Raw genomic sequence first — 24,947 nt, 5'->3', positions numbered from 1 at the left:
GCAAGCGCTAGACCCGATGGCAGGCAACCCAGTGCCCAGGTTGGACCTCACGCCACTCGGGGATCTCCTGCCGGCACTCGTCGATGGCGATCGGGCAGCGCGTGTGGAACACGCAGCCGCGGGGCGGGCGCAGCGGGCTGGGCACGTCACCGGTCAGGATGATGCGCTCACGCTTGCGCTCCAGAAGCGGGTCCGGGATGGGAACGGCGGAGAGGAGCGCCTTCGTGTAAGGGTGCAGCGGGTTTTCGTATATCTCGTTCCGGTCCGCCAGCTCCATCATCTTGCCCAGGTACATCACCGCCACCCGGTCACTGATGTGCCGGACGACGGCGAGGTCGTGGGCGATGAACAGGTACGTGAGCTGGAACTGCTCCTGCAATTCCTCTAGCAGGTTGATGATCTGGGCCTGGATCGAAACGTCGAGCGCGGACACAGGCTCGTCACAGACGATGAAGTCCGGCTCAACCGCCAGGGCGCGGGCGATGCCGATGCGCTGGCGCTGGCCGCCCGAGAACTCGTGGGGGAAGCGGCTGGCGTAGTAGGGGTTGAGCCCGACTATCTTCATCAGCTCGGCCACCCGCTCGTTGCGCTCCTTGCCCTTGGCCAGGTTGTGGATGGCCAGAGGCTCGCCGATGATGTCGCGCACGGACATGCGCGGGTTCAGCGAAGCATAGGGGTCCTGGAAGATCATCTGCATCTTCCGGCGGAAGAGGCGCAACTCGTTGCCCCTGAGATCCGTGAGCTCGGTGCCATCGAAGGTGATGCTGCCCTCCGTCGGCTTGTAGAGCTGGAGGATGCAGCGCCCTGTGGTCGACTTGCCGCAGCCGGACTCGCCCACCAGCCCGACGGTCTCACCGCGGCGGACGTTGAACGAGATGCCGTCCACGGCCTTGTTGACCGCAATCACCTTCTGGAAGATGAACCCCGAAGTGACCGGGAAATGCATCTTCAGCCCCTTGACGTCGATCAAGGTGTCGCCGAGGTTGGCGCGAGTGCCGGTTTGAATCCGCTGCCGGGTTTCAGCTGCCATTGTTAGAGGGCCTCCCTTGCTTCACGTCCACCCAGCAGGCGGCGTAGTGGTTCTCGGCGACTAGCTGCAGAGGAGGATACTCCTCCTTGCACTTGTCGATGCGGTACACGCAGCGCGGGTAGAAGGCGCAGCCGGGCGGCAACTGGGCCAGGTCCGGCGGCAAGCCTTCGATTGGCACCAGCTTCTCGCCCGTCGCCTGGTCAAGGCGCGGCACGGAGTTCAGCAAGCCCAGGGTGTAGGGATGCCGCGGGTCGGAGTAGACGTTTTCCGCCGTCGAGGTCTCGATAATCTTGCCGGCGTACATGACGTTCACGCGGTTCGCATAGCGGGCGACGACGCCGAGGTTGTGGGTGATGATGATCACGGAGGTGCCGAATTCGCGGCTGAGCCGGGCCATCACCTCGAGGACCTGCGCCTGGATCGTCACGTCGAGCGCCGTGGTCGGCTCGTCGGCGATGAGGAGCTTGGGGTTGCAGGAAAGCGCCATCGCAATCATGACGCGCTGGCGCATCCCGCCGGAGAACTGGTGGGGATAGTCGTTGATACGACGCTCGGCCTCGGCCACGCCGACCATCTCGAGCAGCTGGATCGCGCGCTGGGTCGCGGCCTGCCTGTCGAGCTTGAGGTGGAGCTCGATGGCTTCAGTAAGCTGCTTGCCGATGGTCAACACGGGGTTAAGGGATGTCATCGGCTCCTGGAAGACCATCGAGATCTTGTTGCCACGAATGTGGCGTATCTCCTCTTCGCTGAGCTTCAGGAGGTCTTCGCCCTCGAAGATGACCTCCCCGGATACGATGCGGCCGGGCGGAATTGGGATCAGGCGGAGGATCGAGAGAGCGCTGATGCTCTTGCCGCAGCCGCTTTCCCCCACCAGGGCGAGTGTTTCGCCTTCTGCCACGTCATAGGTCACGCCGTCAACAGCTTTGACGACGCCCTCTTCCGTGTAGAAATAGGTCCTGAGGTCCTTCACCTGCAGCAGTGGCGGCATCAGTCCCCCTTTGCCAGTCCTAGCCCTTGACCGGCGTTTGATGCGGCACCGCGGGCCCTCCCGTTGGGCCCGCGTTCTGCTCCAACTCTCTCATGGTGGGGAAGAGGAGACTCGAACTCCTACGCCTTGCGGCACATGATCCTAAGTCATGCTCGTCTACCAGTTCCGACACTTCCCCGAGCGGTTTACCGCGCTACCGCCTCCTACTCGAAAGTGGTGAGCCGCCCAGGACTCGAACCTGGAACCGGGTGATTAAGAGTCACCTGCTCTACCATTGAGCTAGCGGCCCAGCCGAATTTCCGCCCACTATCAAAGCGCCGGCACTCCGCTTCTACACGAACTGCCGGCCCTGCTCTGTAGCGGCGGCAACGTAGCATAGGGGATCGGTGGTGTCAATAACTTTCCCGTCAACGCCGATCCAAGGATAACAGGTCAACTTTCGCCTCGCCAAAGAGGCGCGCCGGCAGAGGGGAGGAAGGGGCTGGCGGCACCCGTCCCGCTTCCTTGTTCCAGCTCCTGCTTCAGCCGGGCGGGCGCGCTGGGCCTCCCGAGTTAGGCTTTCGGCTTTGACACCCTTTCGTTAGCGCTGCCATAGTTCCTAGCATGACCGCCGGCGAGGTCTGGCGTTACATCAAGCACTCGATCCGCGAGTACGGCCGCGACAACTGCCCCCAACTCGCCGCCGCCATCTCCTACTACGTGCTCTTCAGCATTGTGCCGCTCACCTTCGTGCTTGTTTCGGTGTTCGGCCTCGTCATCCGTAGCGAGGAGGTGCGCTCCGACGTCGTCCGGGAGGTCGTCGACTCCCTGGGCCTCGAGAAGGGCCAGGTGAGGCTGGTGCCGGACGAGAAGCGCCTCAATCCCGGGGAGGTGCGCCAGGTCTCGGAGGTGATCGCCCGCCTTAGCGACGACGAGCGCCAGGCGATAGCGGAGCAACTGGAGCGCACGGGACAGGCTCAGCTCGCGGGTCGCATCCTTACCCGGGACGAGTTGCTTGTCAGCTACCAGAACACGGTTAGCGAGACCCTGGGGGAGGTGGCAAGCGCGAGCCCGCCCTTTACTGTCTTCTCCCTCCTGTTCTCCGCGTGGTCCGCCTCGGCGATGTTCGGCGCCGTGCGCAAAGCGATCAACGTAGTGTGGGGGGCTGAAGTCCAGCGCGCGTACCTGCAGCAGAAGCTCATTGACCTGCTCATGGTCATCGCCTTCGGGCTGCTGATGCTCACCTCGGTGGGCGGCACGGCGGCGCTTCGCCTCCTGAGGGAGCTCAGCGACGAGGCCCTGGGGCCGCTATCCAGCGGCACGGGCATCTTCTGGGGGATGCTGCCCTACGTCTTGCCCGCGCTGATATCGGTGTTGGTGTTCGGTGCCCTTTATCGCTTCGTGCCCGCGGCTCCGGTCCGCTTGCGAGACGTCTGGCTGGGTGCCGTGGTGGCGGCGCTCCTGTTCGAGCTCCTCAAAAATGGCTTCGCCTTCTACGTGGCCAACTTCCGCGCCTACGACCTGCTCTACGGGTCTCTGGGCGGGATCCTCCTGTTCCTGACCGCCGTCTACTTTGCCTCCGCGATACTGCTGTTCGGGGCGGAACTGGCGGTAGCGATGCCGGGCCTCGGCGCAGGGGCTTTTGCAAGCGTGCCCGACCCGACGAAGCCTAAGACGCCCCTGCTTCGGCAGGCGCAGATCGAGGCTGGACGGGCCCTACGGAGCCTGGTCTGGGCGCGCCGCCCCGGTAGCAAGGGCGAGTCCGGAAGCGACCCCGAGGCAAGACGCCACATCTCATAGCCGGGCCGGATGTGCCGATAAAGTTGCTAGAGACAGGGAGAGTTATCAAGGACTGATGTTCGCTTCTGGAGTCGGCGGCGGGCTCACCGTCGACCTTCTGCTGTCCGGTTACAGGCTGGCTGGCGTTTCCTACCAGGTCACGGCGAAGCTGCGCCTCAGCGACCTCCTGAACTCGCGGTCGGAGACGTTCCTGCTGCGCCACGCCTCCGTACTCAGCCTGAAGGGGCAGGTGATGGCGAGCCTGCCCGAGGTCTCCGTGCAGAAGACGCAGATCATCGCGGCCATTCCGAAGGAGAGCGAAGACTACAAGCATCAGCACCAGCTATACCGCGTCGGCATGGTCAAGCCGACCCTCGTCCGTGTGCCCGTGCTTGCCTTGCTGCCGCCTTACGCGGCTACCGGCAAGGTCCACGTGCCGCCAAATAGCGACCTATCCGATCCGGCGCACAGCGGTCTCCTGCGCTTCTTCCCCTTGACTGACACCTTCCTCTTTCTCGGCGAGGAGCGACTCTATCAGGGACCGGTGGTGCTGCTGAACCGGGACATGCTGGCAGTCCTCGGCCAGACGGGCGACGAGATCCAGGACCCGCCCGGTTCGCGGGCGGAGCCGGAGGACCGCGCCATCCTCGATGATGTCCTCTCTGCCCTGAATCAGCCCTTCAGGCGATAGCGCCGGCTGCTCGCAGTGAGGCGACTTCCGCCTCGCTGTAGCCCAGCTCTGCCATGATCTCGTCCGTGTGCTGGCCAAGAAGGGGGGCGGTGCGACCTTCCTGGGAGGTCGGGGTCAGCGAATAGCCGATGTAGTTACCGGACTGCTCCATGTGTCCGCGTTCAGGGTGCTCGCCGAAGACGGTGTAGCGGTTGACGATGGGCTGGACGTCCTCGAAGAACTGGCGCCCGTAGCCCTCGATCACCGGGGCGGCCGGGACTCCCGCGGCCTCCAGCTTCGCGAGCCAGGCCTCGGCGCTGTCGCTGCGGAAGGCCTTCTCCAACACCGCCGCCAGGTCATCGGCATGCTGCGCCCGGTCCGCGGGCGTCCGGAAGCGTCCGTCCGCGAGCGCCTCGCCCAGCCCGGGCACGCTGCACAGCTTCTCCCAGCGGCCCTGGTCGTCCTCCACCAGGATGAATATCCAGCCGTCCTTGGTCTCGTACATGCGGTCGAGCGGCCCGAGGCCATGCTGGCCGGCGTCTGGAAGAATCCGTGCCGGCCGCCCCGGGTAGCGAGTGAAGGCGTCGCCGTTGATGAAGATGCCGGAGCGCATTAACGATGCCTTTACGTGCTGCCCGCGCCCGGTGCGTTCGCGGTGATAAAGCGCCATGGCGATGGCCGCGGCGTGCATGAGGCCGGTTGTCAGGTCCGTGATCGCGATGCGCAAGAAGACGGGCGGGTTGTGCCGGCCGCCTTGCGCCCTCTCGACGCCCGTCATTGCCTGCAGGAGGGGGTCGTAGCCCGGCCGATGGCTGTATGGCCCGCTCGAGCCGAAGGCAGTCGCGCTCACGTAGATAATGCGCGGGTTGAGGCTGGCGATGGTCTTGTAATCGACGTTGAGGCGCTCGACCACGCCGGGCCGGAAGTTCTCGACGATTACGTCCGCCCAGTCGCGGGCGAGGCGATGGAAGACAGCCTGGCCCTCGGGTTTCTGCAGGTCGATGCAGATGGCCCTCTTGCCCCGGTTATAGCCGAAGAAGCCGCCGGCAAGGTTTCGGCCTGACTCGCCTCCCGGAGCCTCCACCTTGATCACGTCCACCCCGGCGTAACTGAGCAGGGCAGTGCCGTAGGGGCCCGCGATCACCTGGGAGAGGTCGACTGCCCGGATGCCGTCGAGCGGCCCGCTCACGCGACGGCTCCGGCGGCGCGCATGGCGGCGATCTCCGAATCGGCGAAACCCAGCTCGCGCAGGACCTCGTCCGTGTGTTGGCCCGGCAGCGGCGCCGGGCGCGGCGGCCCTTCGGGCGCGCCCTCGAAGACGATCGCGGGCCCCATCTGTTCCATCGGGCCGGCGTGAGGGTCGTCGAGCGTCAGCACAAGGCCTTCGTGGCGAACCTGGGGGTCATCGAGCAGGTCCTCGGTCCACTGCGAAGGCGCGTGCGGGATGTCCTGCTCCTCGAAGAGGGCGGCCCACTCGGCGAAGCTCTTCTCCTTCATGCGGGCGGCAATCAAGGCGATGATCTGCTCCCGCGTCTCGGGGGGCGCCTGGCGTCCCTGGCCGAATCCGAGGGCTTTCAGTTCCTCTTCGAGGCCGATGGCCTTCATTGCTCTCTGCTGGAACTCCTGCGTAAGGCAACCGAAGTGCAGCCAGTTGCCGTCGCCGCACTCGTAAATGCTGTAGAAGGGCGCGGCGCCCAGCGGACTTCGCGCCATCAGCCCCAGGTCCGGCACGGGCCGCTCGATGCTCGCGCGCACAAACCCGGGGTGAAAGGCCAGCGACCCGGCGAGTAGCGAAGTGGTCACCTCCTGCCCCCGTCCGGTCTTCTCCCGCACGTACAGGGCCGAGCCGATCGCCTGTAGGGAGAGGAGGGCGGCGCCCAGGCTGGGCACTGGCGCAGTGAGATAGGTAGGGCCTTCGCGCCAGCCAGGCTGGTCGTAAACGCCGTAGCGGGCGGCGATGAGATGATCGTGCACAGGCCGTCCAGCCTCCGGTCCTTCGTCGCCGTAGCCGGTGATGCGGCAGTACACCAGTCGCGGGTTCATGGCCTCGAGTTCGGGCCACTGCCACGGCACCGGATTCACGCCGTCGAGAGCCGGCTCCGAGACGAGCACGTCCGCGCGCCTGACGAGGCGCTCGAGCACGTGTTGTCCTGCCGCGCGCGCCAGGTCCGCCAGGACGCTACGGCGCCCGCGCAGCCGGACCTGGTAGCCCTGCTGCTTACGCGCGTTGTCGTCCACCGACTCGACGCGCACCATGTCCGGCCCCATGTCCGCGAGGAGCTGTGTTAGGAGCGGCCCGGCCGTGCCGCGCGTCACATCGACGACCCTGAGGCCGGAAAGGATCCCCACGGGACCTCCTGGAAGCTAACAGGTGGATGGGCGAAAGCTTAATGGGTCGTCGGCTAGTCGGCTAGTCGGCCTGCCGGGCTGAGGCGACTGAGCTGGGCCTGCGGCCCAGCGCTGCTGTCGGCACGCACTCGATCGCGCCACCACCCGCGCGCCCCGCTCGCTCTCAGCAGAGGCCACCCGACGACCCGCCTCAGGCATCTCGAACTGCATCCACGCCACCCTCCGCTGATATACTCCGGTCGATCCCTCGCCTCACAAGCACGCCGGAGGTCTGCATGGTTTCGGAGCAGCTCAACAGGGGCCTGCGCAACGTCTACCTCGACCGCACCGAGTCCAGCTTCATCGACGGCGAGCAGGGCATTCTCCTTTACCGCGGTTACAACATCCATGACCTCGCTACCAGGTCGACCTTCGAGGAAGTGTGCTACCTCCTGATCCACGGCTCGCTCCCGACGCGAGAGGAGTTGGAGGCCTTCGACCGCCGGCTGCGGCGCCAGCGCGACATCGCGCCCGAAGTGATAGAGACGATCCGCCTCAACCAGGAGGCCCACCCGATGGACGTGCTGCGCACGGCCGTGTCTTCCCTCGCCACGCATGACCCTGACACGAACGACATGTCCAAGGAGGCGAACGTCCGCAAATCGGAGCGCCTGACGGCCCAGGTCGCGACGATAGTGGCGGCGCACGAGCGGATCCGCCGCGGCCAGGAGCCTCTGGCGCCGCGAGAGGACCTCAATCACGCCGCAAACTTCCTCTACATGCTCCACGGCCAGGAGCCGAGCGCGGAAGCGGTCGCGTGCATGGACCTCGACTTCATCCTCCACGCCGAGCACGGGGCCAACGCCTCCGCTTTTGCCGCGAGGGTGACCGCGTCCACGGAAGCGGACCTTCACGGGGCGGTCGTGTCCGCGATCGCTACCCTGAAGGGGCCTCTGCACGGCGGCGCCGCGGAGGCGGTGATGAAGATGGTGCTGGAAATCGGGACGCCGGAGCGCGCGAAGGAGTACGTGGAGGCGCGCCAGCCGCGCATCATGGGCTTCGGCCACCGCGTCTACAAGGCTGAGGACCCGCGTGCGCGGCACATGCGCGAGAAGAGCCGCGAGCTAAGCCAGCGGGTCGGCAAGCCGGAGTGGTACCAGATCCTGCAGGCGGTCGAGGAGGCCATGTCGCGTTACAAGCGCCACGGCATCCACGTCAACGTCGACTTCTACGCCGGCAGTGTGTACTACCTGCTCGGTATCCCGGAGGACCTTTTCGTCCCCATCTTCGCCATCGGCCGCATGCCGGGCTGGTGCACTGAGATCCTTGAGCAGTATGAGAACAACATCCTGATCCGGCCGCTGCTGAAGTACACCGGGCCGATGAACCTGGAGTACGTCCCTCTGGAGCGCCGCTAGGGCGGGACATCGTCCGTATCCGCGCTTCGGAGCCGAACGTGAACGCGCACCTGCCGTCTGCTGGGCCGACGTGGCGCGTGTAGGCTTCACAACGCTGGTTGGGCGCCTGGTCGCCCTGGCGGCGTTTGCCGTGCTAACCATGGCAGCGTGGGGTCCTGTGAGCAGGAGCCAGTTTCATTGAGCTTCTGTGTCTGATTCCGGGGGCGAGACCGATTCGATCTCTCCTCGGTGGATCGGGCCGGTTGGTTCGCTGCTCTTGACTGGCGGAGGCTGCAGAGGCGCGAGAGCTATACAGAGCGAAGTCCGAGCTACTCGAGTGCCTGGTTGATAAGGAGCTACCATCTGCCCGTGCCTGATAGACTGGTCTCGGCCTGACCAGAGGCCGTGATTGCCCCAGTAGGCGTATGAGTAGACGCACCACCTGGACACGACCTCGCGCTGACCTGTAATGACGGCTTGTTGCGCGCCTCCGCGAGTAGTGCCGGGATAGAGGGCCTGTAACCCGTGCTACCACCCCTGCTCCTCGTACACGGCGCCGCCAACGGCGCCTGGGTCTGGGACTTCTGGCGGCGCGAACTGAAGGCCCTGGGATGGGACGCCAACGTGCTCGACCTTCGGGGTCACGGCCGCAGTCTTCCGGTCGACTTCACTACGGTCACCATGGAGGACTACGTGGCGGATGTCGAGTCCGTCACGGCGCAGATGCGGGCCCGGCTTGGCGCCGAGCCGGTCCTCTTCGGCTGGAGCATGGGTGGGCTAGTGGCGATGATGTATGCCGCCTGGCACCCCGAGGCACCGGCTCTGGTCACGCTCGCCCCAAGCCCGCCCCTGCAAGTGCAGGGCCGCGGCGACCCGGAGGAGGTGCGCAAGACGCCGAGCGCCCCGTTCGGCCCGGAGTTGTACGGCGTGTATCCGGACGAACCGGAACGCTCCGCCGAGGCTCTGTTCGACCTCACGCCCGCCGAACGCGATGCAGTCCTCGAGCGCAGCCGGGGCGCCCTCGAGAGCGGCTTCGCCCGCCGACAGCGCAAACGCGGCATCGATATCCGGGCCGGCGCCGTCCGTTGCCCTGCGCTCGTCCTCTACGGCGAGCAGGACCGCCACTTTCCTCCGGACCTCAACCGCCGCATCGCCCTCTACCTAGGGGCCGACACGATAGCGGTGCCGGATGCCGGCCACTGGGGGCTGGTGTACAGTGAGCGAGCGGTGACCGCGACGGCGCCGCGAGTCGACGCCTGGCTGCGCCGGCACGTGGGCTGAGTTCCCGCTCAGGGCTGTCGCGACCGCCAAGCGGTTCGCGCGAAGCGACCTTTCTCAGGAATAGAGGCCGGATATGGCGACGCAGGAACAGATCGACGACCTCTTCAGCAAGATGGCCGGGGAGCGCGCAAAGCTGCTCGACCTCGTCGAGGGCCTGACGGAAGAGCAGGCGTTGTTCGTGCCCGAGAACGCGGAGGGCGAGGCGCAGTGGACGGCCAAAGAGCAGCTCGCCCATCTCGCATCAATGGAGACGGCCTACCGGGCGTGGGTGGAGTTGTCACTACGGGAAGAGGACCCCGACGTCTCGCAGGCAAGGCCGGAGCGGCCCGCCATCTCTCTCGAGGACGCTAACAAGCACAGCATCGCCGACCTCGTCGCAGAGCTACGGGCGCAGCGTGAGAAGACTCTCGCCATGATGCGCGCCATCACGCCCGAGCAATACGAGCGGCGCGGACACAACCGCCTGTTCGGTAGCCTCACTGTGATGCAGTGGCTGCGTTCCTACTACCGGCACGATCGGATGCACATCGACCAGATATCCGGCCGCGAGCCGGAATACAGGCCGCGCTGGGCCGAGGGCATGGCGGAGCCAGACCAGCGCCGGCGCAGCTAGCAGAACCCGCGGGGCGGGCTAGTTTCAGGGAGGTCTCAGTGAAGGCAGCGCGCCAGGCTTACGTAGGGCTGACCTACATATTTCTGCTCGGCGTTGTGCTCCAGGTATTCCTGGCCGGCGTGGGCATCTTCGGGAACTTCGGCGACGACCTCGACCCACACAGGGACTTTGGCTTCTTCGCGATGCACCTGATCCCATTGCTCATTATCGTCGCTTCCATCGTCGGCAAGATGCGCTGGACCTTCATCGGTCTCTCGGTCCTTCTTTTCGCCATCATCGTCGTCCAACCGATCTTCCTTGACCCCGAGGACGATGACCTGAGCAAGTGGATCAACGCCGTCCATCCCACTCTGGCGATCGTCGCTTTTGCCCTGGCGCACCACCTGGCTCAGCGCTCGCTGCGGCTCGTCCGAGGCGAGGCTACATGGGGGGCAGAGCCGGTCGCCTGACCTGATGCCACCACGCGTCTTCGTCTCGCGCGAGATCCCCGGTGAGGGCATCGCCCGCCTTCGGGCGGCGGGCCTGCGAGTCGACCTCTGGAACCAGCGGGAGCCGCCGCCCGCCGGCGCGCTCTTCGGCGCCGCCGCCGCCTGCGACGGCCTCCTCACGATGCTAACCGAGCGGGTCGACGGCGCCCTGCTGGAGGCAGCGCCTCGCGTACGCATTGTCAGCAACATGGCGGTTGGCTTCGACAACATCGACGTGGAGGCGTGCACGCGTCGCGGCGTCCTCGTTACCAACACCCCGGGAGTGCTCACGGACACGACAGCCGACCTCGCCTTCGCGCTTATCCTCGCCGTCGCCAGGAGGGTGGTGGAAGGCGACCGCCTGGTGCGCGAGGGCGGCTGGGGGCCGTGGCACCCTTCGTTCCTCCTGGGGCGCGATGTACACGGCGCCACCCTTGGCATCGTAGGACTCGGGGCCATCGGCCTCGCCGTCGCGCGGCGGGCGGCCGGCTTCGGCATGCGCATGCTCTACACCGCCAGGGCGCCGAAGCCGGAAGCCGAGCGGGAGCTTGGGGTCAAATGGTGCAGCCTCGATGAACTGCTGCGACAATCGGACTTCGTCAGCCTCCATGTTTCGCTGAACGCGGGTACCCGCGAGCTCATTGGTGAGCGCGAGTTAGCGCTGATGAAGCCGACCGCGTACCTCGTGAACACTTCGCGGGGTGGGGTCGTCGACCAACAGGCCCTTGTCCGGGCGTTGCGCGCGGGCGGCATAGCGGGTGCCGGGCTGGACGTCACCGCTGTGGAGCCCCTGCCCGCGGGTGACCCCCTCTTGGACCTCCCGAACGTGATTATCACGCCGCACGTGGGGAGCGCGACCGTCGATACGCGCACGAAGATGGCTGACCTCGCGGTCGAGAACCTGATCGCCTTCTTTAGCGGCGGGCGGCCGTCGCACTGCGTGAATCCGGAAGTGCTCGGCAGCGCGCGGAGCTGAAGCAGAAGCGCCGGGCCCGATCGAACGCGGGCCCCGGCGCTTCATTAAAGGAATCGAGGCCCCGGATGTCCGGAGCCTCGATTCTCGGTTGGTTCGCCGGTCGACTTAGGCTGCCTGTCCGGTCAGGCCGGGGACGGGCGCGAAGGCCTTTGTCTTCGGGGTGACGAAGGCGTGCACGTAGCCGGCGACAGACAGGACCGCGAGGATGCCAGCAGCGACCAACGCCACGTTGGAGGCCAGCAGGGCGCGCTCGCCCAGCGTGCTGAACCCGTAGGTCGTCAGTAGCGCGCCGCGAAGCATCTCACCCTTGAAGACCGTCTCGCGGGCGGTGGTCAGGCTGTCGAGCTCCTTCTGAAGCGCCGCGGCCCGTTCAGTGTCACCCGCATTCCGCGCCTCCGTGATCTTCGCCCTCAGCTCGGTCTGAGCCGTCCCGAGCTCGGCGTAGGTCAGCGGGTAGATGGTGTTGTCGGGGTTTGGGGTCTTCCCAAGAGCGGGCCCGGCCACCGCGAGCGTCAAGGGGTAGGCGCCGGCGGGCATCCGGGACAGGTGCGAGCCAAGGTACTCATTCGCGAAGCATTCCGCTTTCTTGCCGCTGTCAAGGGGCTGGCCGGCGTACTTGATTACGCAGCCGCTGCGCGCTTCGGTGAAGGCCTTGTCTTCGGCGGTCAGCTTTTCGGCGGCGGTGAAAGTGATTTTCTGCTCGGCGAGCTGGTCCTTGACGTAATTGCGGGCGAAGTTGCCCTCGTTCCTCAGGATCGCCGCTCCGATCAGGAGCAAGACGACGAGGCCCAGGCCTCCCGTGCTGATGATGATGTCTAGTGTCCTGCGTTGCATCTCCCTCTCCTTCTTCTAGCAGGCAGTCTTGCCTTTGTGTCCGATGTCAGCGTAGAGTGCCGGCCGCTTGCTGCCACGTCACGTTTGGCCTCATTCTTACCGTCCGAATGCACCGCGGTGGGAGACTGTACATCATTTCACAAACGGGCCATTTGGCCTATTCACCGTTAGGGCAAGAGCCGATCACAACGTCGAGTCCATCCTACAAGTTACCCTGCTTCCTGAGTGGCTGCATGCCGCAGCTAGCTCCGGTCCCGGCCCGGGAGAGTCTGGGGTGTCCCGGCAGCAACGCAGAAACAGTCCCTATCCGGCGCGCGCCTTGTAACGGCTCCGTAACGCCTCTTCCTTGACGCGCCGCGCAGGTGGTCGTTAGGATGCCACTTGGTCGTGCTAGACGGGGAGCTAGCGGTGCCCTGTACCCGCAACCCGCTATAGCGGGGTCGAATTCCCGCTCGAGGTCTAGGCATCTGGGGACTGCTGAGGTTGCGCGGCGTTGAGGGCTTGGCCCTGCGCGGCGAGGGGCTACGAACCCCGTCAGGTCCGGAAGGAAGCAGCGGTAAGTAGATTCCTTCGGGTGCCGCAGGAGAACCTGGCCTGAGTTAGCGGACGGAGGCAAGCCCGGGTCCGGATCGACAGCGGGTGCACGGCCTATTTGTCCGTCCCTTCCCCTCGGGGGAAGGCCTACCTCAAGGAGGAGGGCGCTTGCCCCACTCGCTGGAGGGTCCTTCACCGGGAGGGCGCCCCGACCAGGCTCCGCTAAGGAGGGGACGCCACCTTCCCAGACCTTCCCCGGGCGCCTTTCGCAGTCCCCGCGCACGGCTGCGCTTCGCCTTCTTCGTTTGTCTCGCCGTGGCCGCCGTCCTCGCGTTCCTGGTGTTCCCCCCCAGGAAGGTCGCGGTCGAAGCGGACGGCTCGCAGAAGGTCGTAGTCAGCCGCACTACCGACCTCGACTCGCTCCTGAAGCTCGCCGGCGTTTCGCGCGCAGCAAATGACGTCGTCGTGCGCGACGCCGGTGTGTTGCGCGTGGAGCGCGCGATCCCCGTGACAGTGGAGGTTGACGGCCGCGTACTGACCTGGCGGACGCGGGCGCAGACCGTCAAGGACCTGCTGACCGAATTGGGCGTGGATGTAAGCCCGTACGACGGCATCACCTTCAACGGCGTCGAGGTCAGCGACCACCAGTCCCTCTTCCCGGGACCCCTCGCGGCCCTCCCGAATGCCACTCTCGCCGGCCTAAAGCCTGCATCAGCGCCCGAGAGCATCGACCTCGTGATCAGCCGGGCCGTGCCCTTCACCATCGTCGAGGACGGTCAGGTGATCAACTTCAAATCAGCCCGGCCGACGGTGGCGATGGCCCTCCGCGACGCCGGCATACGCCTTGGTCCGGCTGACGAGGTATTCCCAGCCCTGACTTCGCCGCTCGTGGCCGGCCAGGAGGTGCGCGTCAAGCACGCCTACGCCGTCACGATCCGCACAGGAGAGAGCAGCCGCGTTGTCTACACGCACCAGAAGCTGCTCAAGGACGCGCTCGCCGAAGCTGGCCTCAGTCTCGGCCCGGAGGACCGCGTCGAGCCGGGTGTCGATACCGAGGTGAGGAACGGGATGGTCGCCCGGCTCGTGCGAGTTGTGGGGCGGACGCTGATTGAGCGCGAGGACGTGCCCCGCCGGACGGTGTTCCGGCCGGACGAGAACCTTCAGGGCATGCAGACCCGCATCGTCCAGGGGCGGGACGGAGTCCGCGTGCGGGAGTACCGGATCGTCATCGAGGACGGCGTGGAGACCGAGAAGAAGCTGATCGCCGAGAGGCTCGACCCCGAGCCCATCAACACCGTCATCTACTACGCCGAGTCCAGCGTACGCGCGACGGGCGTCCGGCCCGACAACCTCCAGGTCATCAGGGTGGAGCGCATGTACGCCACCTGGTATAACGCCGCAAGTTCGGGTCGCGCGCCCACGGACCCCTACTACGGGATCACCGCCTCGGGCGTCCCCGTCACCCGCGGCATCGTGGCCGTGGACCCCAACTTCATACCGCTGGGCACGCGCCTGTATGTCCCCGGCTACGGGTTCGCGATAGCCGGCGACACCGGCGGTGGCGTGATCGGAAATATGATCGACCTGGGATACCCGGATGGAGTCACGCCCGATGGCCCGACCGGCTGGATCGACGTCTTCATCCTCGCACCCTGAGCCAGGCGAGGGAGCGCGGCGGCTGCCTCCGCCCCGAAAATCCCTCGGGCAGCACTTCCTGACAGACCGCAACATCATTCGCAAGATCGCCGACGCGGCAGAGCTAACTCCGGCGGACACTGTCGTCGAAATTGGCGCGGGGCCGGGCGACCTGACGTCGGAGCTGGCGGCGCGGGCGCGCCGCGTCTTCGCGGTGGAAGTCGACGCCCAGCTCTGCGCCCGCCTGCGGGAGCGCTTCGCCTCCGTGCCGAACGTCGTCGTGGTGCATGCGGACGCCCTGAAACTCGACATGAATAGCCTGACGGGCGGAAAGCCTTACGTCGTTGTCGGAAACCTGCCGTACAACGTGGGGACGGCGATCGTGCGCCACCTGCTCGAGTCGACGGCGCCCCCTGGACGGATGGTGGTGATGCTCCAGAGAGAGGTGGCGCTGTCCATGCTGGCGCCAAAGGCCCAGACCGGCCTCCTCGCCATCTCGGTGCAGGTCTACGCCACGGGCCGGCGCCTGTTTGACATCCCCCCGGGCGCCTTCTACCCCCCGCCGAAGGTGGTGTCCTCGCTCTTGCGGCTCGACCGCCGCCCGCAGCCGCTGGTGCCTCCGGGTGAGCGGGAGGCGTTCTTCCGTGTGGTCAGGGCCGGCTTCAGCTCGCCGCGGAAGCAGGTCCGGAACGCATTGGCGAACGGACTGCAGGTGCCCGCCGCGAGGGTGGAAGCGGCGTTGCGGGCTGCGGGGATCGACCCAGCTGCCCGGCCGAGCACAATCACGATCGAGCAGTGGCTACGACTGATGAGAGAACTCGATGCCCGCTCGGCTTGAGCTCCGCGCGCCCGCGAAGATCAACCTGACGCTGGAGGTCATCGGCCGGCGTCCCGACGGCTACCACGAGCTCGCGACCATCATGCAGACGATCGACCTGTGCGACACCGTGTGCATCGAGGCGGCGGACTCAATCAGCATAGAGTTCCGCGGTGAGCGGGCCGCCGATGTCCCCTTTGACCCTCGTCAGGAGTTGGCGCACCGGGCGGCGGACCTCATGTCGGGCTGGCTCAAGGCGCCCCGTGGGGCACGCATCGTCGTCGACAAGCAGATCCCAGCCGGCGCGGGCCTCGGCGGCGGCAGCTCCGACGCCGCGGCCGTGTTGCGCGGCCTCAATGCCCTCTGGGGCCTTGGCCGCGACGCCAAGTCGCTTGCGCGCTCGGCGGCGCGCCTTGGTTCGGACGTACCCTTCTTCATCTACTGCGGCTCCGCGCTCTGCCGCGGGCGCGGCGAGATCGTGGACCCGCTGACGGACGGGCGAGCGGCAGCCGTCACCCTGTTCCTGCCGAAGGAGCGCATCGAGAACAAGACGGCGACCATGTACTCGTTGATCCAGAAGAGCGACTACACCGCCGGGACGGCCACTCGCGGCATGGCCGACGACATTGCGGTCCGAGGCGAGGCGCTGCTTGATGGCCGAAACGTCTTCGACCGCTACGCCTGGCGCTTCGGCGAAAGCGTCGCCGTGGCAATGGACGCCTGCAACCGCGCCGGCTTCGAGGTGCATTTCGCCGGCAGCGGGCCGGCCTTCTTTGCCCTGCGTCCACGCGAGGAGCTACCTCCTCGTGAGGCCGCACTCATGGAGTACCTGGGCATAGAGGTGCGCCAGCACTCCTTTCTGCCGAAGGAAGCCGCTCTCGCGGTCAAGGAGACGTGAGTGGCGGAGGTCTTCGCGGGCTTTGTATGCGGTTACCTCGTGGCGCTCGTTGGCGCCCCCCTGCTCGGGATCACGCTTGCCCGTAGGCGTGCAGACAGCCCCCTGCTCGCGCGCCTCATGCCTGAGGGCTCCCCGCTGGCGGCCTTCGTGGTGGTGCTGCACGGCGGCCTGGTTGTGGCCTGCACTGGCGTCGGCCTGGTCATGGGGATGGCTCTCTGGGTGATGCGCGGGGCAGGGCCGGGCGCCGGCAGTCCGAACGCGGCCTTCACGCTGCTGGTGGCGGCCCTGGTGCTCGCGGGGGCGGCGCCGGCATTCGCCCTCCTCTCCCGTTACCGCGCGCAGGTGCTCGCCGCGGCGCTCGCGGTATTGCTGCTCTTCGGCTGGTTGATGCCGCATATGGCTGGCTGGAGTAAGTTCGGTTCTTCCTAGGCCCGCAAAGCGCTATCATGGGCCCCAGCCCTACTCTCGAACTCTGGCCAACTTCCGGAGGGCAGGCGGGCATTCCCCGCCGTTGCCGTGGGCGAGAAATAGCTAGAAAACGGGACTGACTATGCCTGGCACGATCATCGACATGCACATGCATACCGTCCTGGGCGCTTACGACAGCAGCCTGAAGCCCGAAGACCTCGCCGAGGAAGCCAGGCGTGTCGGCCTGACCGGCATCAACATCACCGAGCACGACCGTCTCTGGGACCAGTTCACGCTGGAGCGGTTCAAGGAGGCGCAGGCGCCCCTGTTCGTGAACAACGGCATGGAAGTCTCCACGGACATGGGACACATCCTCGCCATCGGCTTGAAGGGCTACGCGCCGGGCATCCGCAAGCTAACCGAGCTACGTAAGGTCGCCGATGACGTCGGGGGCTTCCTGATCGTCGCCCATCCCTTCCGTCACTGGTTCGACCCCGTCCACTTCATGCGACAGGGAAAGAAGCCCGTCCCTATGATCGCCGAAGAGCTGGCGAACCTGCCGGTCTTCGAACTGGTACACGGCATCGAGGTACTCAACGGCTGCAATACGCCGCGGGAGAACGTCATAGCCCTGAAGGTGTCGAAGGTCCTCGGGAAGCCGGGCACCGGCGGCAGCGACTGCCATTCCACCTCGGGCATCGGCTACTTCTGCACCGTGTTCGAGAAGGAGCTCACCAGCACTGAAGAGATGCTGGAGGAACTACACGCCGGCCGTATCTACGCCGCACATGACCTCGCCAAGGGCAACCTGACGCAGTTCACCGAAGATTCGCTCGAGGCGTAAGCGCCGCTGGCTCTGGTCGCATGAAGGACGTCTCGGGCGATTGGCCCGCCCAGCACGGCTTCGACGTCCGCTTCGATTGGGGGCCCCAGGGCGTGGAACGCCTCGCGCCCCATGTCCGGGCGGTCGTCATCGTGGACGTCTTGCGCTTCACGACGGCCGTGGAGACAGCCTGCGCCGGCGGCGTTGCCGTCTTCCCTTACCGCTGGAAGGACGCCTCCGCGGCGGAATTCGCGGCGTCGATATACGCCATCCTTGGGGGTGCGTCGGGCGGCCCATCGCTCTCTCCGCAGTCCCTGCGGGGCCTCGCCGCCGGCGCCAGCGTCGTCCTGCCTTCGCCGAACGGCGCCGCCTGCTCGCTGCTGGCCGCGGAGGCCGGCGCGACCGTCGCAGCCGGCTGCCTGCGAAACGCTTCTGCCGTCGCGACCTGGCTTACGGAGTCGACCGGCCGGCCGCTGGGGATATTGGCCTGCGGTGAGCTGTGGCGCGATGGCTCGATACGCCCCGCGCTCGAAGACCTGCTGGGCGCTGGCGCCATCATTTCCCGCCTTGGAGGCCTCGCACTTTCTCCCGAGGCCGAAGCCGCCGCCGCCGCCTTCGAGGGAGCCCGTGACCGCCTCGTCCAGGCCCTGCGTGACTGCGCTTCCGGCCGCGAGCTCGTCGAGCTCCAGCACGCGGATGACATCCCGTGGTGTGCTGCGCTCGACGTCAGCAATGTCGTGCCGGTCTTGCGAGATGGCGCCTACCGCTGCGCCTGACAATCCGCCCGCCTGCCCTTCAACCTCCAACCCCCTGCAACCTCTACAATCTCGCCATGACCACCATCGCGATCCTTAGCCCCGGTGACATGGGTGCCGCCATCGGCGCCGTCCTCCGACGCTCTGGCTTCGACGTCATCACTTGCCTCGACGGTCGCAGCAACCTCACTCGCCTTCGCGCCCTGGAGTCCGGCATCCGCGAGGTTGGCTTCATGGACGACCTGGTGATGGAAGCAGACCTCGTGCTGTCCGTCCTCCCGCCCGGGGAGGCGCTGTCGCTGGCGGAGCGCGTGGCGCGCAGCCTCAAGCGCACGCGGGCACGCGTGACTTACGCCGACCTCAACGCCGTCTCCCCCGGCACCGCGAAGCGCATCGAGGCCGTAATCCGGGAGGCTGGCTCGGCCTTCATCGATGGCGGCATCATCGGCGGGCCGCCGTCCGGGCCGGGAAGCGGGACCCGCTTCTTCTGCTCCGGGCCGGACGCATCCGCCCTCGAGGGGCTACGTGACCACGGCCTCGACGTGCGCGTCGTGGGCCCGGAGGTGGGGCAGGCGTCCGGCCTCAAGATGGTCTATGCAGCCTCCACCAAGGGCACGACAGCCCTCTGGACGGGCCTCCTCGCCGCCGCGCGCGCCCTGGGCCTGCAAGACGCCCTCATGCGCGAGCTCGAAGGCAGCCGCATCAGCGCCGAGGTAATGCGCGGCATCCCATCGATGCCGCGTCGCTCGCGCCGCTGGATTGCCGAAATGGAGGAGATCGCCGCCACTTTCGCCGAAGCAGGCCTCACCCCACGCCTCTTCGAAGGCGCCGCCGACATCTACCGCCTGGTCGGCTCGACGCAACTCGGCGCCCTCACTTCCCGCGACGACAATCCTGACCTCGACACCATCCTCGAAGCCATGCTCCAGACGCTGCGCGTTTGAGCCGCCAGTCTTTTTGTGAATCCTGACGCTGACCGGCGGCGTCCCGCGGGCGATAATGTCGAGTCGCCTTGCAGTTCGCCTAGACCATCGGGGGTTGGATGCCAGACCCGGGAAAGATCGCCATGCTCGCCGGCCTGGAGGAAGGGCGTGTCCGCCGCTGGCTGGATGCGGGCCTCTTCGAACGCGTAACGCCGCGCACGGAGGACTGGGTCGCGCGGGCGCACGTGCTTTCGCAGCTGGAGCGCGCCGGCGTGCCGCTCGCTATCCTCCAGGCCGCGGACCACGAGGACGTGCTGGCGCGGGCCTACATCTTCGAGTTCCTCCAGGTCGCCCGGGAAGGCCAGCACTCCTTTCGGGAGTTGAGCGAAGCTTCGGCGCTCGACGAGCAGCTCCTGCTGCGAATCTGCGATGCCCTGGGCATCGACGACCCCAGCGTCTTCTCGGACGCCGAGGCGGCGCTGCTCCAGGCCCTCGGCGAGGCCATTGGCGAGGGCCTGCCGGTGGGCATGGCGCTGGAGCTGTGCGAGGTCTGGGGCAACCAGATGCGCTTCATCGCCCACGCCGAGGTGATGAGCTACGACGTCAACCTCGCGCGGCCGCGGATCGGCGGCACCGGCTCTCCTCTGAAGGCGGCGGCCCAGCTCGCGCCCCTCACCCGCGCCATGCTGCGGGCATCGGACCTGTTCCCGCAGCCCCTGCACCGCCGTCACCTTCTGCAGGCCATCGAGCTTGTCACCGACACCGACCTTGCTGCCACGGCATCCCTGGCCGAGGGTCTCGCGCCAGGAGAGGTCATGACCGCGATCGGCTTCGTCGACCTCACCGGCTACACGGCGATCACGCAGGACGAGGGCGACCGACAGGCGCTGGCTTATGCGAGGCGCCTGGAGGCGTTGGTGCGAGAGGCGTCGCATGCTCACGATATGCGCATCGTCAAGCGCCTCGGCGACGGCTTCATGCTCGCTTCGCCGTCCTGCACCGAGCTGCTTAGCGGGCTGCTTTACGTGGTGCGGGCAGCGGAGGAGCGTGACGATATGCCTGCCGCGCGGGCGGGGGTAGCCTACGGGCGCGCCGTCTCGCGGGGAGGGGACTACTTTGGCCACACGGTGAACCTAGCCGCCCGGGTGCTGGACCAGGCTGAGCCCTCTGAGGTGCTGGTCTCGGAGGACTGCGTGCAGGAGGCGGGCGCCGGCCCGTTCGGCTTCCATGAGCCCCGGGATGCGAAGCTCAAGGGCATCCGCGAGCCGGTCCGGATCTGGCGCGCGGAGTCCCTCAGCAGCGGGCCGCCCACTGCCGCGCGGCAGGACTGACGGCGCCTGGCGCCGCGCGCTCAGCGCGCGGCGGCCGCGGCTTTCGGGGCGATGCCCAGGCGGCGCGCGAAGAAGTCGTCCAGGACGGCGTTGTACTGGCGCGCGGCCTCGTAGTAGACGTTGTGGGGCGCGCCCTCGATCTCGACGTACTCGGCGCCCGGCACCAGGGTGCTGAGGTATTTCGACGAGGGCACCGCGCGGTCGAGACCGCCGACGACGCAAAGCATCGGCGACTTCACCTGACGCATCGCGGCGATGAGCTCCTCGCGCGGCATCGGTGTCGCGCGGCGTCGCGGGTGGCGCATCGCCTCGAGGCGGGTGGCCGTCGAACGGATGCGGAGGTAGCGCTCGTACATGCGGGGTTGGGCCTGTTTGAAGCCGTCCGTAAGCGAGTCGCCGATGGGCAGGAACAAGGTCTCAGGGTCCAGGGGGCGCGCCTCTCGCAGGCCGGCGCCGTCGGCCGGCGGTTCCGGCGCGATGCCGCTGCCGGAGGGCACGAGCGCCGCAGCCTCGTCCGGGTGCTTCGCTGCCCAGCGGACGATGGTGTTGCCGCCCATCGAGTTGCCGGCGAGCACGGGCCGCCGGATGCCCATTGCCTCGAGGAAGGCCTGCAGTTCGTCCGCCCTGTCCGGCTCGACCTCATCGCGGGGCGAATTCGAGGAATGGCCGTGGTTCACGCTGTCGTAGGCGATGACGTGGAAGCGGTCGCGGAAGTGGGCGAACTGCTGCCACCAGGCCTCGCCGCAAGAGGAGTTGCCGTGGAGGAACACGAGGGGCTGGGCGCTCGGGTCGCCGTCCTCGACGTAGTAGATGTCGGTGCTTCCGACTTCGATCCAGGGCATGGCGTGCTCCTTTCGCTGTGCGCAGGGGTGCGGCTTGCCTATGGCCGCCCGGGGGTGCGGCGGGATCGTGGATCGGGCGGGAGCGTAGTGTCAAACCTGACGGGCGGGCCTCACGGAGGCCCGCTGCGCTCGCCGCCGCACGCACGGCGGGCCGCCGGCTAGCCGGTGACCGCGCCCTCGCTCGCGCTGGAGACCAGGCGGGCGTACTTGGCGAAGACGCCCGTCCTGTAGCGAGGCGGCGGCGGCTGCCAGGAGGCGAGCCGCGACCGCAGCTCGCCGTCGTCGAGTTCGACGTCGAGGCGGCGGCGCTCGATGTCGAACACTATGGTGTCGCCGTCGCGCAGCGCGGCGATGGGGCCGCCGACCGCGGCCTCGGGCGCGACGTGGCCGGCCATGAGGCCGTGCGTGGCGCCCGAGAAGCGGCCGTCCGTGAGCAGCGCCACCTGGTCGCCGAGGCCCTGGCCGACGAGCGCGCCGGTGACGCCGAGCATCTCCTGCATGCCGGGGCCGCCTTTGGGACCCTCGTAGCGGATGACGACTACGTCGCCGGCCTTGATGGCGAGCGCCTGGACGGCCTCCATGGCCTCGTGTTCGCTGTCGAAGACGCGGGCCGGGCCGCGGTGGTAGGTGCGCTCCTCGCCCGCGACCTTCACGACGCAGCCTTCGGGCGCGAGGTTGCCTTTGAGGATGACCAGGCCGCCGGTGGGCTTGAGGGGGTCCGACAGGGGGCGCACGACCACCTGGCCCGGCGTCTCGCGCGCCTCGCTGGCTTCTTCGCCGATGGTGCGGCCGCTGACGGTAATGCAGTCCGGGTGGAGGATGCCGGCCTCGAGCAGGCGCCTGGCCACGAGGCGGATGCCCCCGGCCTCGTAAAGGTCCCGGGCGACGAAGCGGCCCCCGGGCTTGAGGTCGGCCAGGAGGGGCGTCTTCGAGCTGATGCGGTCGAAGTCGTCGATGTCGAGGTCGATGCCGGCCTCGCGGGCGATGGCCAGGAGGTGCAGGACGCCGTTCGTCGAACCGCCGGTCACGGCGATCGAGGCGATGGCGTTCTCGATCGAGGCCCTGGTGATGACGTCACGCGGGCGGATGTCCCGGCGCAGCAGCTCCATGACCTGCCGGCCCGTCTCGAAGGCGACCTCGTCCTTGCGGGGGTCCATGGCGGGGACGGAGCCGGAGTCCATGAGGGAGATGCCGAGGAGCTCCATGATGGTGGCCATGGTGTTGGCCGTGAATTGGCCGCCGCAGGCGCCGGCGCCGGGGCAGGCGTTCATCTCCAGAGTGCGCAGCTGCTCGGCGGTCATGCGGCCGGCGGCGTAGGCGCCGACGGCCTCGAAGACGTCCTGGATGGTGACGTCGTGGCCCTCGAAGGTACCGGGCAGGATGCTGCCGCCGTAGAGCGCGAGGCTGGGGAGGTTGAGGCGGGCGAGGGCCATGACGGTGCCCGGGTTGGTCTTGTCGCAAGCGGAGAGGGCGACGACGCCGTCGAGGAGATGCCCGCGCACCACCAGCTCGATGCTGTCGGCGATGACCTCGCGGCTGATCAGGGACGCCTTCATGCCCTCCGTGCCCATGCTGATGCCGTCCGAGATGGCGATGGTGTTGAACTCCAGGGGCGTGCCGCCGGCGGCGCGGATGCCCTCTTTGACCTTCGCGGATAGCCGGCGGAGGTGGTAGTTGCAGGGCCCGATCTCGATCCAGGTGTTGGCGACGCCGATGAGCGGCCGCGAGAGGTCCTCCTCCGACAGGCCGGTGGCGTAGAGCATGGCGCGGGCGGCGGCGCGGTCCGGCCCGGAGAGGAGGGTGTGGGAAGGGAGGGGCTCCGCGAGGCGGGCCGGCGTCGGTGGGGCGCTGAGTTCAGTCATGGCGTGGGGACTCCTGGGTGTCTTGGGGAATCGTAGCAGGAGACGAAGTGGGTGCAAGCAGGGGCTTGCCGGCTTGCCGGTTGGCGGACCCGCGAGTTGGCCGAGCGGTTGGCGGGCGGCCGCGGGGGCGCCGGGCAGTGGCCCAGGGGTCCCGGGGTCTGGCTGGCCGGGGGTTGTCCGGGAAGGGCTCGGACGTGCCGCGGCTGACGCGCCAGAAGGGGTGAGGCTCGAGCCAGGGGCGAGTGAATTCGCAGGGCTTGTCGAGCAGCAGGCAGCATTCGATGAGGGGGCAATGGCCGCCGTCCCAGTTCTCGAAGAGGGGGACGAGGGCGGGGTCTACGGGACGCGGCGGCGGGAAGCTGCGGGGGAAGATCTCCTGGACCAGGCTTTCGTTCGATTGAAGGATTGTTTTTTCGCGATCCAGGTAGCGCTGCAACAAAGTTTGAAGGGCGGGCGAGGCGTTGAGGACTCTCTTGCGGATGACTTGTCTGATTGATTCTTCGATTTTCGGGTCCTGGGAGGCGGCGTAGCGGGCGACGGCGACGAACTCGCGGAAGAGGGCGGCGGAGTCCGCGGCGCGGGCGCGGAGGATGGCTCGCAGGAGGTCCTGCACTTCGGGGAGGATGAGGAGCAGGAGGGTTGCCCTGCGTATTCGCCGGGAGTAGGCGCCCTGTTTGAGGGCGTTGGTGTTGCCGGCGGGCGCGCCGGCGCCGGGCCGCTTGCCTCCCCTGGGCATGGCGGGCCTCCTTTCGGCGAGCTTGTGCTCTGAAGGTAGAGGGCGGAAGGCAGAGAGCGAAGGGGCTGGTGGCAGGGAGGTGGGCCCTGGCCGTGGGACGAGGGCCAGGGCCAGGCCGCGAATCTCCAATCCCCGGCGGGGCGGAGTGGAGGAGGCGCTGGGCCTCGGTGGGCGAGGGGAGGCGGGCGGCGGGTGCCAGGAAGGCGTGGCAGGTGCGGCGACGCGGGAGTAGGGTGCGGGCATGGGAGTGGACGTGTACCTGCGAGGCAAGAGGGAGGCGTGCGAGTTTTTCCGGGCCGTGAGCGTCGAGTGGGCGGTGAGGGAGGTGGAGGCGCTGCGGTACGGAAAGGTGAGGCGGGCGAAGGAGAGGTGGCTGGTGGTGCTGGGGGAGGACGGGCGCGTGCTGGCGCAATTCAAGGACGCGGACGTGAGCGGCGTCCGTTTCTACGGTGAGTCCGAGGTGCGCGAGCCGCAGTTGGGGATAGAGCAGGCGATGGAGTTGGTGAATGCGAAGGTGAGGGCGATGACGGAGGCGAGGCGGAGGAGGTAGGGGAGCCGTCTGCCGGGACGCGGCCGCGAGGGCGCGATGGTGACCGGCGAGTATTCATCCGGACCAGCAGAAGAGACGTTGGCAGACTGCGCCGGTCGAGTGCTCGAGAGGGTAGACAGCGCCTGACGGCCTGGATGGATGCGCGGAGGGCGCGCTGCCGCCGCACTCCGGGCCGGAGACGACGGGGCTCAGGCGAGGCGGTCTTCGATCTCCCAGGCGTGGTCCAGGAGGTGCCAGGCGGCGCGGCGGACGAAGTAGCGCGGCGACCAGCGCCGTCCGCCGCGGGGGCCGACGGGCGGGATTTCGCCGCGGGCGGCGGCGGCGAGGCCTTCGCGGACGGCATCGCGCAGTCGGAGGGCTTCGGCGGCCGGGCCGGCGGGGTCGCCGGGCCTGAAGCTCCGGCCGAGGGCGGAGAGGTAGCCGGCCTCGCTTTCGAGGACGTGACGGACGATGGCGGGGGCTTCGCGGCCGCCGCCCCGTGGCCCCTTTCG

At 67.6% G+C, this 24,947-nt stretch carries 25 protein-coding genes, 2 tRNA genes and 1 other RNA gene; 17 read left to right on the top strand and 11 right to left on the bottom strand.

Annotated elements, in window-relative coordinates; all coding sequences use genetic code 11:
- Window positions 1-7 precede the first annotated feature (7 nt).
- From VNN10_13510 to VNN10_13495, 4 genes are all read right to left on the bottom strand, one after another.
- Window positions 8-1,030, bottom strand: a complete 1,023-nt coding sequence (locus tag VNN10_13510) for a dipeptide ABC transporter ATP-binding protein (protein ID HXH23036.1) — start codon at window positions 1,028-1,030, stop codon at window positions 8-10.
- Window positions 1,020-2,018 carry an ABC transporter ATP-binding protein gene (locus VNN10_13505; GenBank protein HXH23035.1) on the bottom strand — a complete coding sequence of 333 codons (999 nt, stop codon included), beginning with the start codon at window positions 2,016-2,018 and terminating at the stop codon, window positions 1,020-1,022. The genes VNN10_13510 and VNN10_13505 overlap by 11 nt, the downstream gene beginning before the upstream one ends.
- 93 nt (window positions 2,019-2,111) lie before the next feature.
- Window positions 2,112-2,196 (bottom strand) — tRNA-Leu (locus VNN10_13500).
- Window positions 2,197-2,232: 36 nt separating this feature from the next.
- Window positions 2,233-2,307: transfer RNA gene (locus VNN10_13495), tRNA-Lys, on the bottom strand.
- A gap of 314 nt (window positions 2,308-2,621) precedes the next feature.
- On the opposite strand from VNN10_13495, the gene VNN10_13490 reads away from it, so the two are divergent.
- Window positions 2,622-3,797 carry a YihY/virulence factor BrkB family protein gene (locus VNN10_13490; GenBank protein HXH23034.1) on the top strand — a complete coding sequence of 392 codons (1,176 nt, stop codon included), beginning with the start codon at window positions 2,622-2,624 and terminating at the stop codon, window positions 3,795-3,797.
- Window positions 3,798-3,852: 55 nt separating this feature from the next.
- The gene (locus VNN10_13485) at window positions 3,853-4,467 is read left to right on the top strand and encodes a hypothetical protein (GenBank protein ID HXH23033.1); all 615 of its coding nucleotides are present in this window, start codon (window positions 3,853-3,855) and stop codon (window positions 4,465-4,467) included.
- Here the strand turns inward: VNN10_13485 and VNN10_13480 are convergent.
- On the bottom strand, window positions 4,457-5,635 hold the full coding sequence (locus VNN10_13480; GenBank protein HXH23032.1) for a CoA transferase: 1,179 nt from the start codon (window positions 5,633-5,635) through the stop codon (window positions 4,457-4,459). The genes VNN10_13485 and VNN10_13480 overlap by 11 nt on opposite strands.
- Window positions 5,632-6,795, bottom strand: a complete 1,164-nt coding sequence (locus VNN10_13475) for a CoA transferase (protein HXH23031.1) — start codon at window positions 6,793-6,795, stop codon at window positions 5,632-5,634. The genes VNN10_13480 and VNN10_13475 overlap by 4 nt, the downstream gene beginning before the upstream one ends.
- Window positions 6,796-7,070: 275 nt before the next feature.
- On the opposite strand from VNN10_13475, the gene VNN10_13470 reads away from it, so the two are divergent.
- The 5 genes from VNN10_13470 (at window position 7,071) to VNN10_13450 (ending at window position 11,508) form a co-directional block, all read left to right on the top strand.
- Window positions 7,071-8,192 carry a citrate/2-methylcitrate synthase gene (locus tag VNN10_13470; protein HXH23030.1) on the top strand — a complete coding sequence of 374 codons (1,122 nt, stop codon included), beginning with the start codon at window positions 7,071-7,073 and terminating at the stop codon, window positions 8,190-8,192.
- A gap of 504 nt (window positions 8,193-8,696) precedes the next feature.
- On the top strand, window positions 8,697-9,452 hold the full coding sequence (locus VNN10_13465; GenBank protein ID HXH23029.1) for an alpha/beta fold hydrolase: 756 nt from the start codon (window positions 8,697-8,699) through the stop codon (window positions 9,450-9,452).
- A 73-nt stretch (window positions 9,453-9,525) separates the two neighbouring features.
- Complete coding sequence (locus tag VNN10_13460; protein ID HXH23028.1) at window positions 9,526-10,065, top strand: DinB family protein; 540 nt, start codon at window positions 9,526-9,528, stop codon at window positions 10,063-10,065.
- Window positions 10,066-10,103: 38 nt separating this feature from the next.
- On the top strand, window positions 10,104-10,514 hold the full coding sequence (locus VNN10_13455) for a DUF6220 domain-containing protein (GenBank protein ID HXH23027.1): 411 nt from the start codon (window positions 10,104-10,106) through the stop codon (window positions 10,512-10,514).
- A gap of 4 nt (window positions 10,515-10,518) precedes the next feature.
- Complete coding sequence (locus VNN10_13450; GenBank protein HXH23026.1) at window positions 10,519-11,508, top strand: D-glycerate dehydrogenase; 990 nt, start codon at window positions 10,519-10,521, stop codon at window positions 11,506-11,508.
- A gap of 105 nt (window positions 11,509-11,613) precedes the next feature.
- Here VNN10_13450 and VNN10_13445 read toward each other — a convergent pair whose 3' ends face one another.
- Entirely contained in the window at window positions 11,614-12,342 is a 729-nt protein-coding gene (locus tag VNN10_13445) for a hypothetical protein (GenBank protein HXH23025.1), read from the bottom strand.
- A gap of 385 nt (window positions 12,343-12,727) precedes the next feature.
- Here VNN10_13445 and ffs point away from each other — a divergent pair.
- From ffs to VNN10_13400, 9 genes are all read left to right on the top strand, one after another.
- Window positions 12,728-12,989, top strand: an RNA gene (gene ffs, locus VNN10_13440) — signal recognition particle sRNA large type.
- Window positions 12,990-13,191: 202 nt separating this feature from the next.
- On the top strand, window positions 13,192-14,532 hold the full coding sequence (locus VNN10_13435; GenBank protein ID HXH23024.1) for a ubiquitin-like domain-containing protein: 1,341 nt from the start codon (window positions 13,192-13,194) through the stop codon (window positions 14,530-14,532).
- Window positions 14,489-15,349 carry a 16S rRNA (adenine(1518)-N(6)/adenine(1519)-N(6))-dimethyltransferase RsmA gene (gene rsmA, locus VNN10_13430; GenBank protein ID HXH23023.1) on the top strand — a complete coding sequence of 287 codons (861 nt, stop codon included), beginning with the start codon at window positions 14,489-14,491 and terminating at the stop codon, window positions 15,347-15,349. Before VNN10_13435 ends, rsmA begins: the two co-directional genes overlap by 44 nt.
- The gene (gene ispE, locus VNN10_13425; GenBank protein HXH23022.1) at window positions 15,333-16,226 is read left to right on the top strand and encodes a 4-(cytidine 5'-diphospho)-2-C-methyl-D-erythritol kinase; all 894 of its coding nucleotides are present in this window, start codon (window positions 15,333-15,335) and stop codon (window positions 16,224-16,226) included. Before rsmA ends, ispE begins: the two co-directional genes overlap by 17 nt.
- A complete protein-coding gene (locus VNN10_13420; protein ID HXH23021.1) occupies window positions 16,227-16,655 on the top strand; it encodes a hypothetical protein in 429 nt (142 codons plus the stop codon).
- A 121-nt stretch (window positions 16,656-16,776) separates the two neighbouring features.
- Window positions 16,777-17,478: a PHP domain-containing protein gene (locus tag VNN10_13415; GenBank protein ID HXH23020.1), complete on the top strand. Its 702-nt coding sequence runs from the start codon at window positions 16,777-16,779 to the stop codon at window positions 17,476-17,478.
- Between the two features lie 20 nt (window positions 17,479-17,498).
- Complete coding sequence (locus VNN10_13410; protein ID HXH23019.1) at window positions 17,499-18,233, top strand: 2-phosphosulfolactate phosphatase; 735 nt, start codon at window positions 17,499-17,501, stop codon at window positions 18,231-18,233.
- 56 nt (window positions 18,234-18,289) lie between these two features.
- A complete protein-coding gene (locus VNN10_13405) occupies window positions 18,290-19,156 on the top strand; it encodes a DUF1932 domain-containing protein (GenBank protein ID HXH23018.1) in 867 nt (288 codons plus the stop codon).
- Between the two features lie 98 nt (window positions 19,157-19,254).
- Window positions 19,255-20,466 (top strand): adenylate/guanylate cyclase domain-containing protein, encoded by a 1,212-nt coding sequence (locus VNN10_13400; protein HXH23017.1) that lies wholly within the window; start codon window positions 19,255-19,257, stop codon window positions 20,464-20,466.
- Between the two features lie 20 nt (window positions 20,467-20,486).
- Here the strand turns inward: VNN10_13400 and VNN10_13395 are convergent, their stop codons facing one another.
- From VNN10_13395 to VNN10_13385, 3 genes are all read right to left on the bottom strand, one after another.
- Entirely contained in the window at window positions 20,487-21,308 is an 822-nt protein-coding gene (locus VNN10_13395) for an alpha/beta hydrolase (GenBank protein HXH23016.1), read from the bottom strand.
- Between the two features lie 158 nt (window positions 21,309-21,466).
- A complete protein-coding gene (gene ilvD, locus VNN10_13390; protein ID HXH23015.1) occupies window positions 21,467-23,170 on the bottom strand; it encodes a dihydroxy-acid dehydratase in 1,704 nt (567 codons plus the stop codon).
- Complete coding sequence (locus VNN10_13385; protein HXH23014.1) at window positions 23,163-23,906, bottom strand: hypothetical protein; 744 nt, start codon at window positions 23,904-23,906, stop codon at window positions 23,163-23,165. Before VNN10_13385 ends, ilvD begins: the two co-directional genes overlap by 8 nt.
- 241 nt (window positions 23,907-24,147) lie before the next feature.
- Between VNN10_13385 and VNN10_13380 the strand changes: the two genes are divergently transcribed.
- A complete protein-coding gene (locus VNN10_13380) occupies window positions 24,148-24,456 on the top strand; it encodes a hypothetical protein (GenBank protein HXH23013.1) in 309 nt (102 codons plus the stop codon).
- A 188-nt stretch (window positions 24,457-24,644) separates the two neighbouring features.
- Here VNN10_13380 and VNN10_13375 read toward each other — a convergent pair.
- Window positions 24,645-24,947: hypothetical protein (locus VNN10_13375; protein HXH23012.1), on the bottom strand; the 303-nt coding region annotated here is incomplete at its 5' end.

The sequence above is a fragment of the Dehalococcoidia bacterium genome, assembly GCA_035574915.1.
Classification (GTDB): domain Bacteria; phylum Chloroflexota; class Dehalococcoidia; order DSTF01; family WHTK01; genus DATLYJ01.
The sequence above is the reverse complement of the archived record's forward strand: the minus strand, read 5'-3'. Positions and strand labels throughout refer to the sequence as shown.

Excerpts from the sequence above, each read along its gene's own strand:
- VNN10_13510 (HXH23036.1), bottom strand. The coding sequence starts at position 1,030 with ATGGCAGCTGAAACCCGGCAGCGGATTCAAACCGGCACTCGCGCCAAC.
- VNN10_13505 (HXH23035.1), bottom strand. The coding sequence starts at position 2,018 with ATGCCGCCACTGCTGCAGGTGAAGGACCTCAGGACCTATTTCTACACG.
- VNN10_13490 (HXH23034.1), top strand. The coding sequence starts at position 2,622 with ATGACCGCCGGCGAGGTCTGGCGTTACATCAAGCACTCGATCCGCGAG.
- VNN10_13485 (HXH23033.1), top strand. The coding sequence starts at position 3,853 with ATGTTCGCTTCTGGAGTCGGCGGCGGGCTCACCGTCGACCTTCTGCTG.
- VNN10_13470 (HXH23030.1), top strand. The coding sequence starts at position 7,071 with ATGGTTTCGGAGCAGCTCAACAGGGGCCTGCGCAACGTCTACCTCGAC.
- VNN10_13460 (HXH23028.1), top strand. The coding sequence starts at position 9,526 with ATGGCGACGCAGGAACAGATCGACGACCTCTTCAGCAAGATGGCCGGG.
- VNN10_13450 (HXH23026.1), top strand. The coding sequence starts at position 10,519 with ATGCCACCACGCGTCTTCGTCTCGCGCGAGATCCCCGGTGAGGGCATC.
- VNN10_13445 (HXH23025.1), bottom strand. The coding sequence starts at position 12,342 with ATGCAACGCAGGACACTAGACATCATCATCAGCACGGGAGGCCTGGGC.
- rsmA (HXH23023.1), top strand. The coding sequence starts at position 14,489 with ATGGCCCGACCGGCTGGATCGACGTCTTCATCCTCGCACCCTGAGCCA.
- ispE (HXH23022.1), top strand. The coding sequence starts at position 15,333 with ATGCCCGCTCGGCTTGAGCTCCGCGCGCCCGCGAAGATCAACCTGACG.
- VNN10_13415 (HXH23020.1), top strand. The coding sequence starts at position 16,777 with ATGCCTGGCACGATCATCGACATGCACATGCATACCGTCCTGGGCGCT.
- VNN10_13410 (HXH23019.1), top strand. The coding sequence starts at position 17,499 with ATGAAGGACGTCTCGGGCGATTGGCCCGCCCAGCACGGCTTCGACGTC.
- VNN10_13405 (HXH23018.1), top strand. The coding sequence starts at position 18,290 with ATGACCACCATCGCGATCCTTAGCCCCGGTGACATGGGTGCCGCCATC.
- VNN10_13400 (HXH23017.1), top strand. The coding sequence starts at position 19,255 with ATGCCAGACCCGGGAAAGATCGCCATGCTCGCCGGCCTGGAGGAAGGG.
- VNN10_13395 (HXH23016.1), bottom strand. The coding sequence starts at position 21,308 with ATGCCCTGGATCGAAGTCGGAAGCACCGACATCTACTACGTCGAGGAC.
- ilvD (HXH23015.1), bottom strand. The coding sequence starts at position 23,170 with ATGACTGAACTCAGCGCCCCACCGACGCCGGCCCGCCTCGCGGAGCCC.
- VNN10_13385 (HXH23014.1), bottom strand. The coding sequence starts at position 23,906 with ATGCCCAGGGGAGGCAAGCGGCCCGGCGCCGGCGCGCCCGCCGGCAAC.
- VNN10_13380 (HXH23013.1), top strand. The coding sequence starts at position 24,148 with ATGGGAGTGGACGTGTACCTGCGAGGCAAGAGGGAGGCGTGCGAGTTT.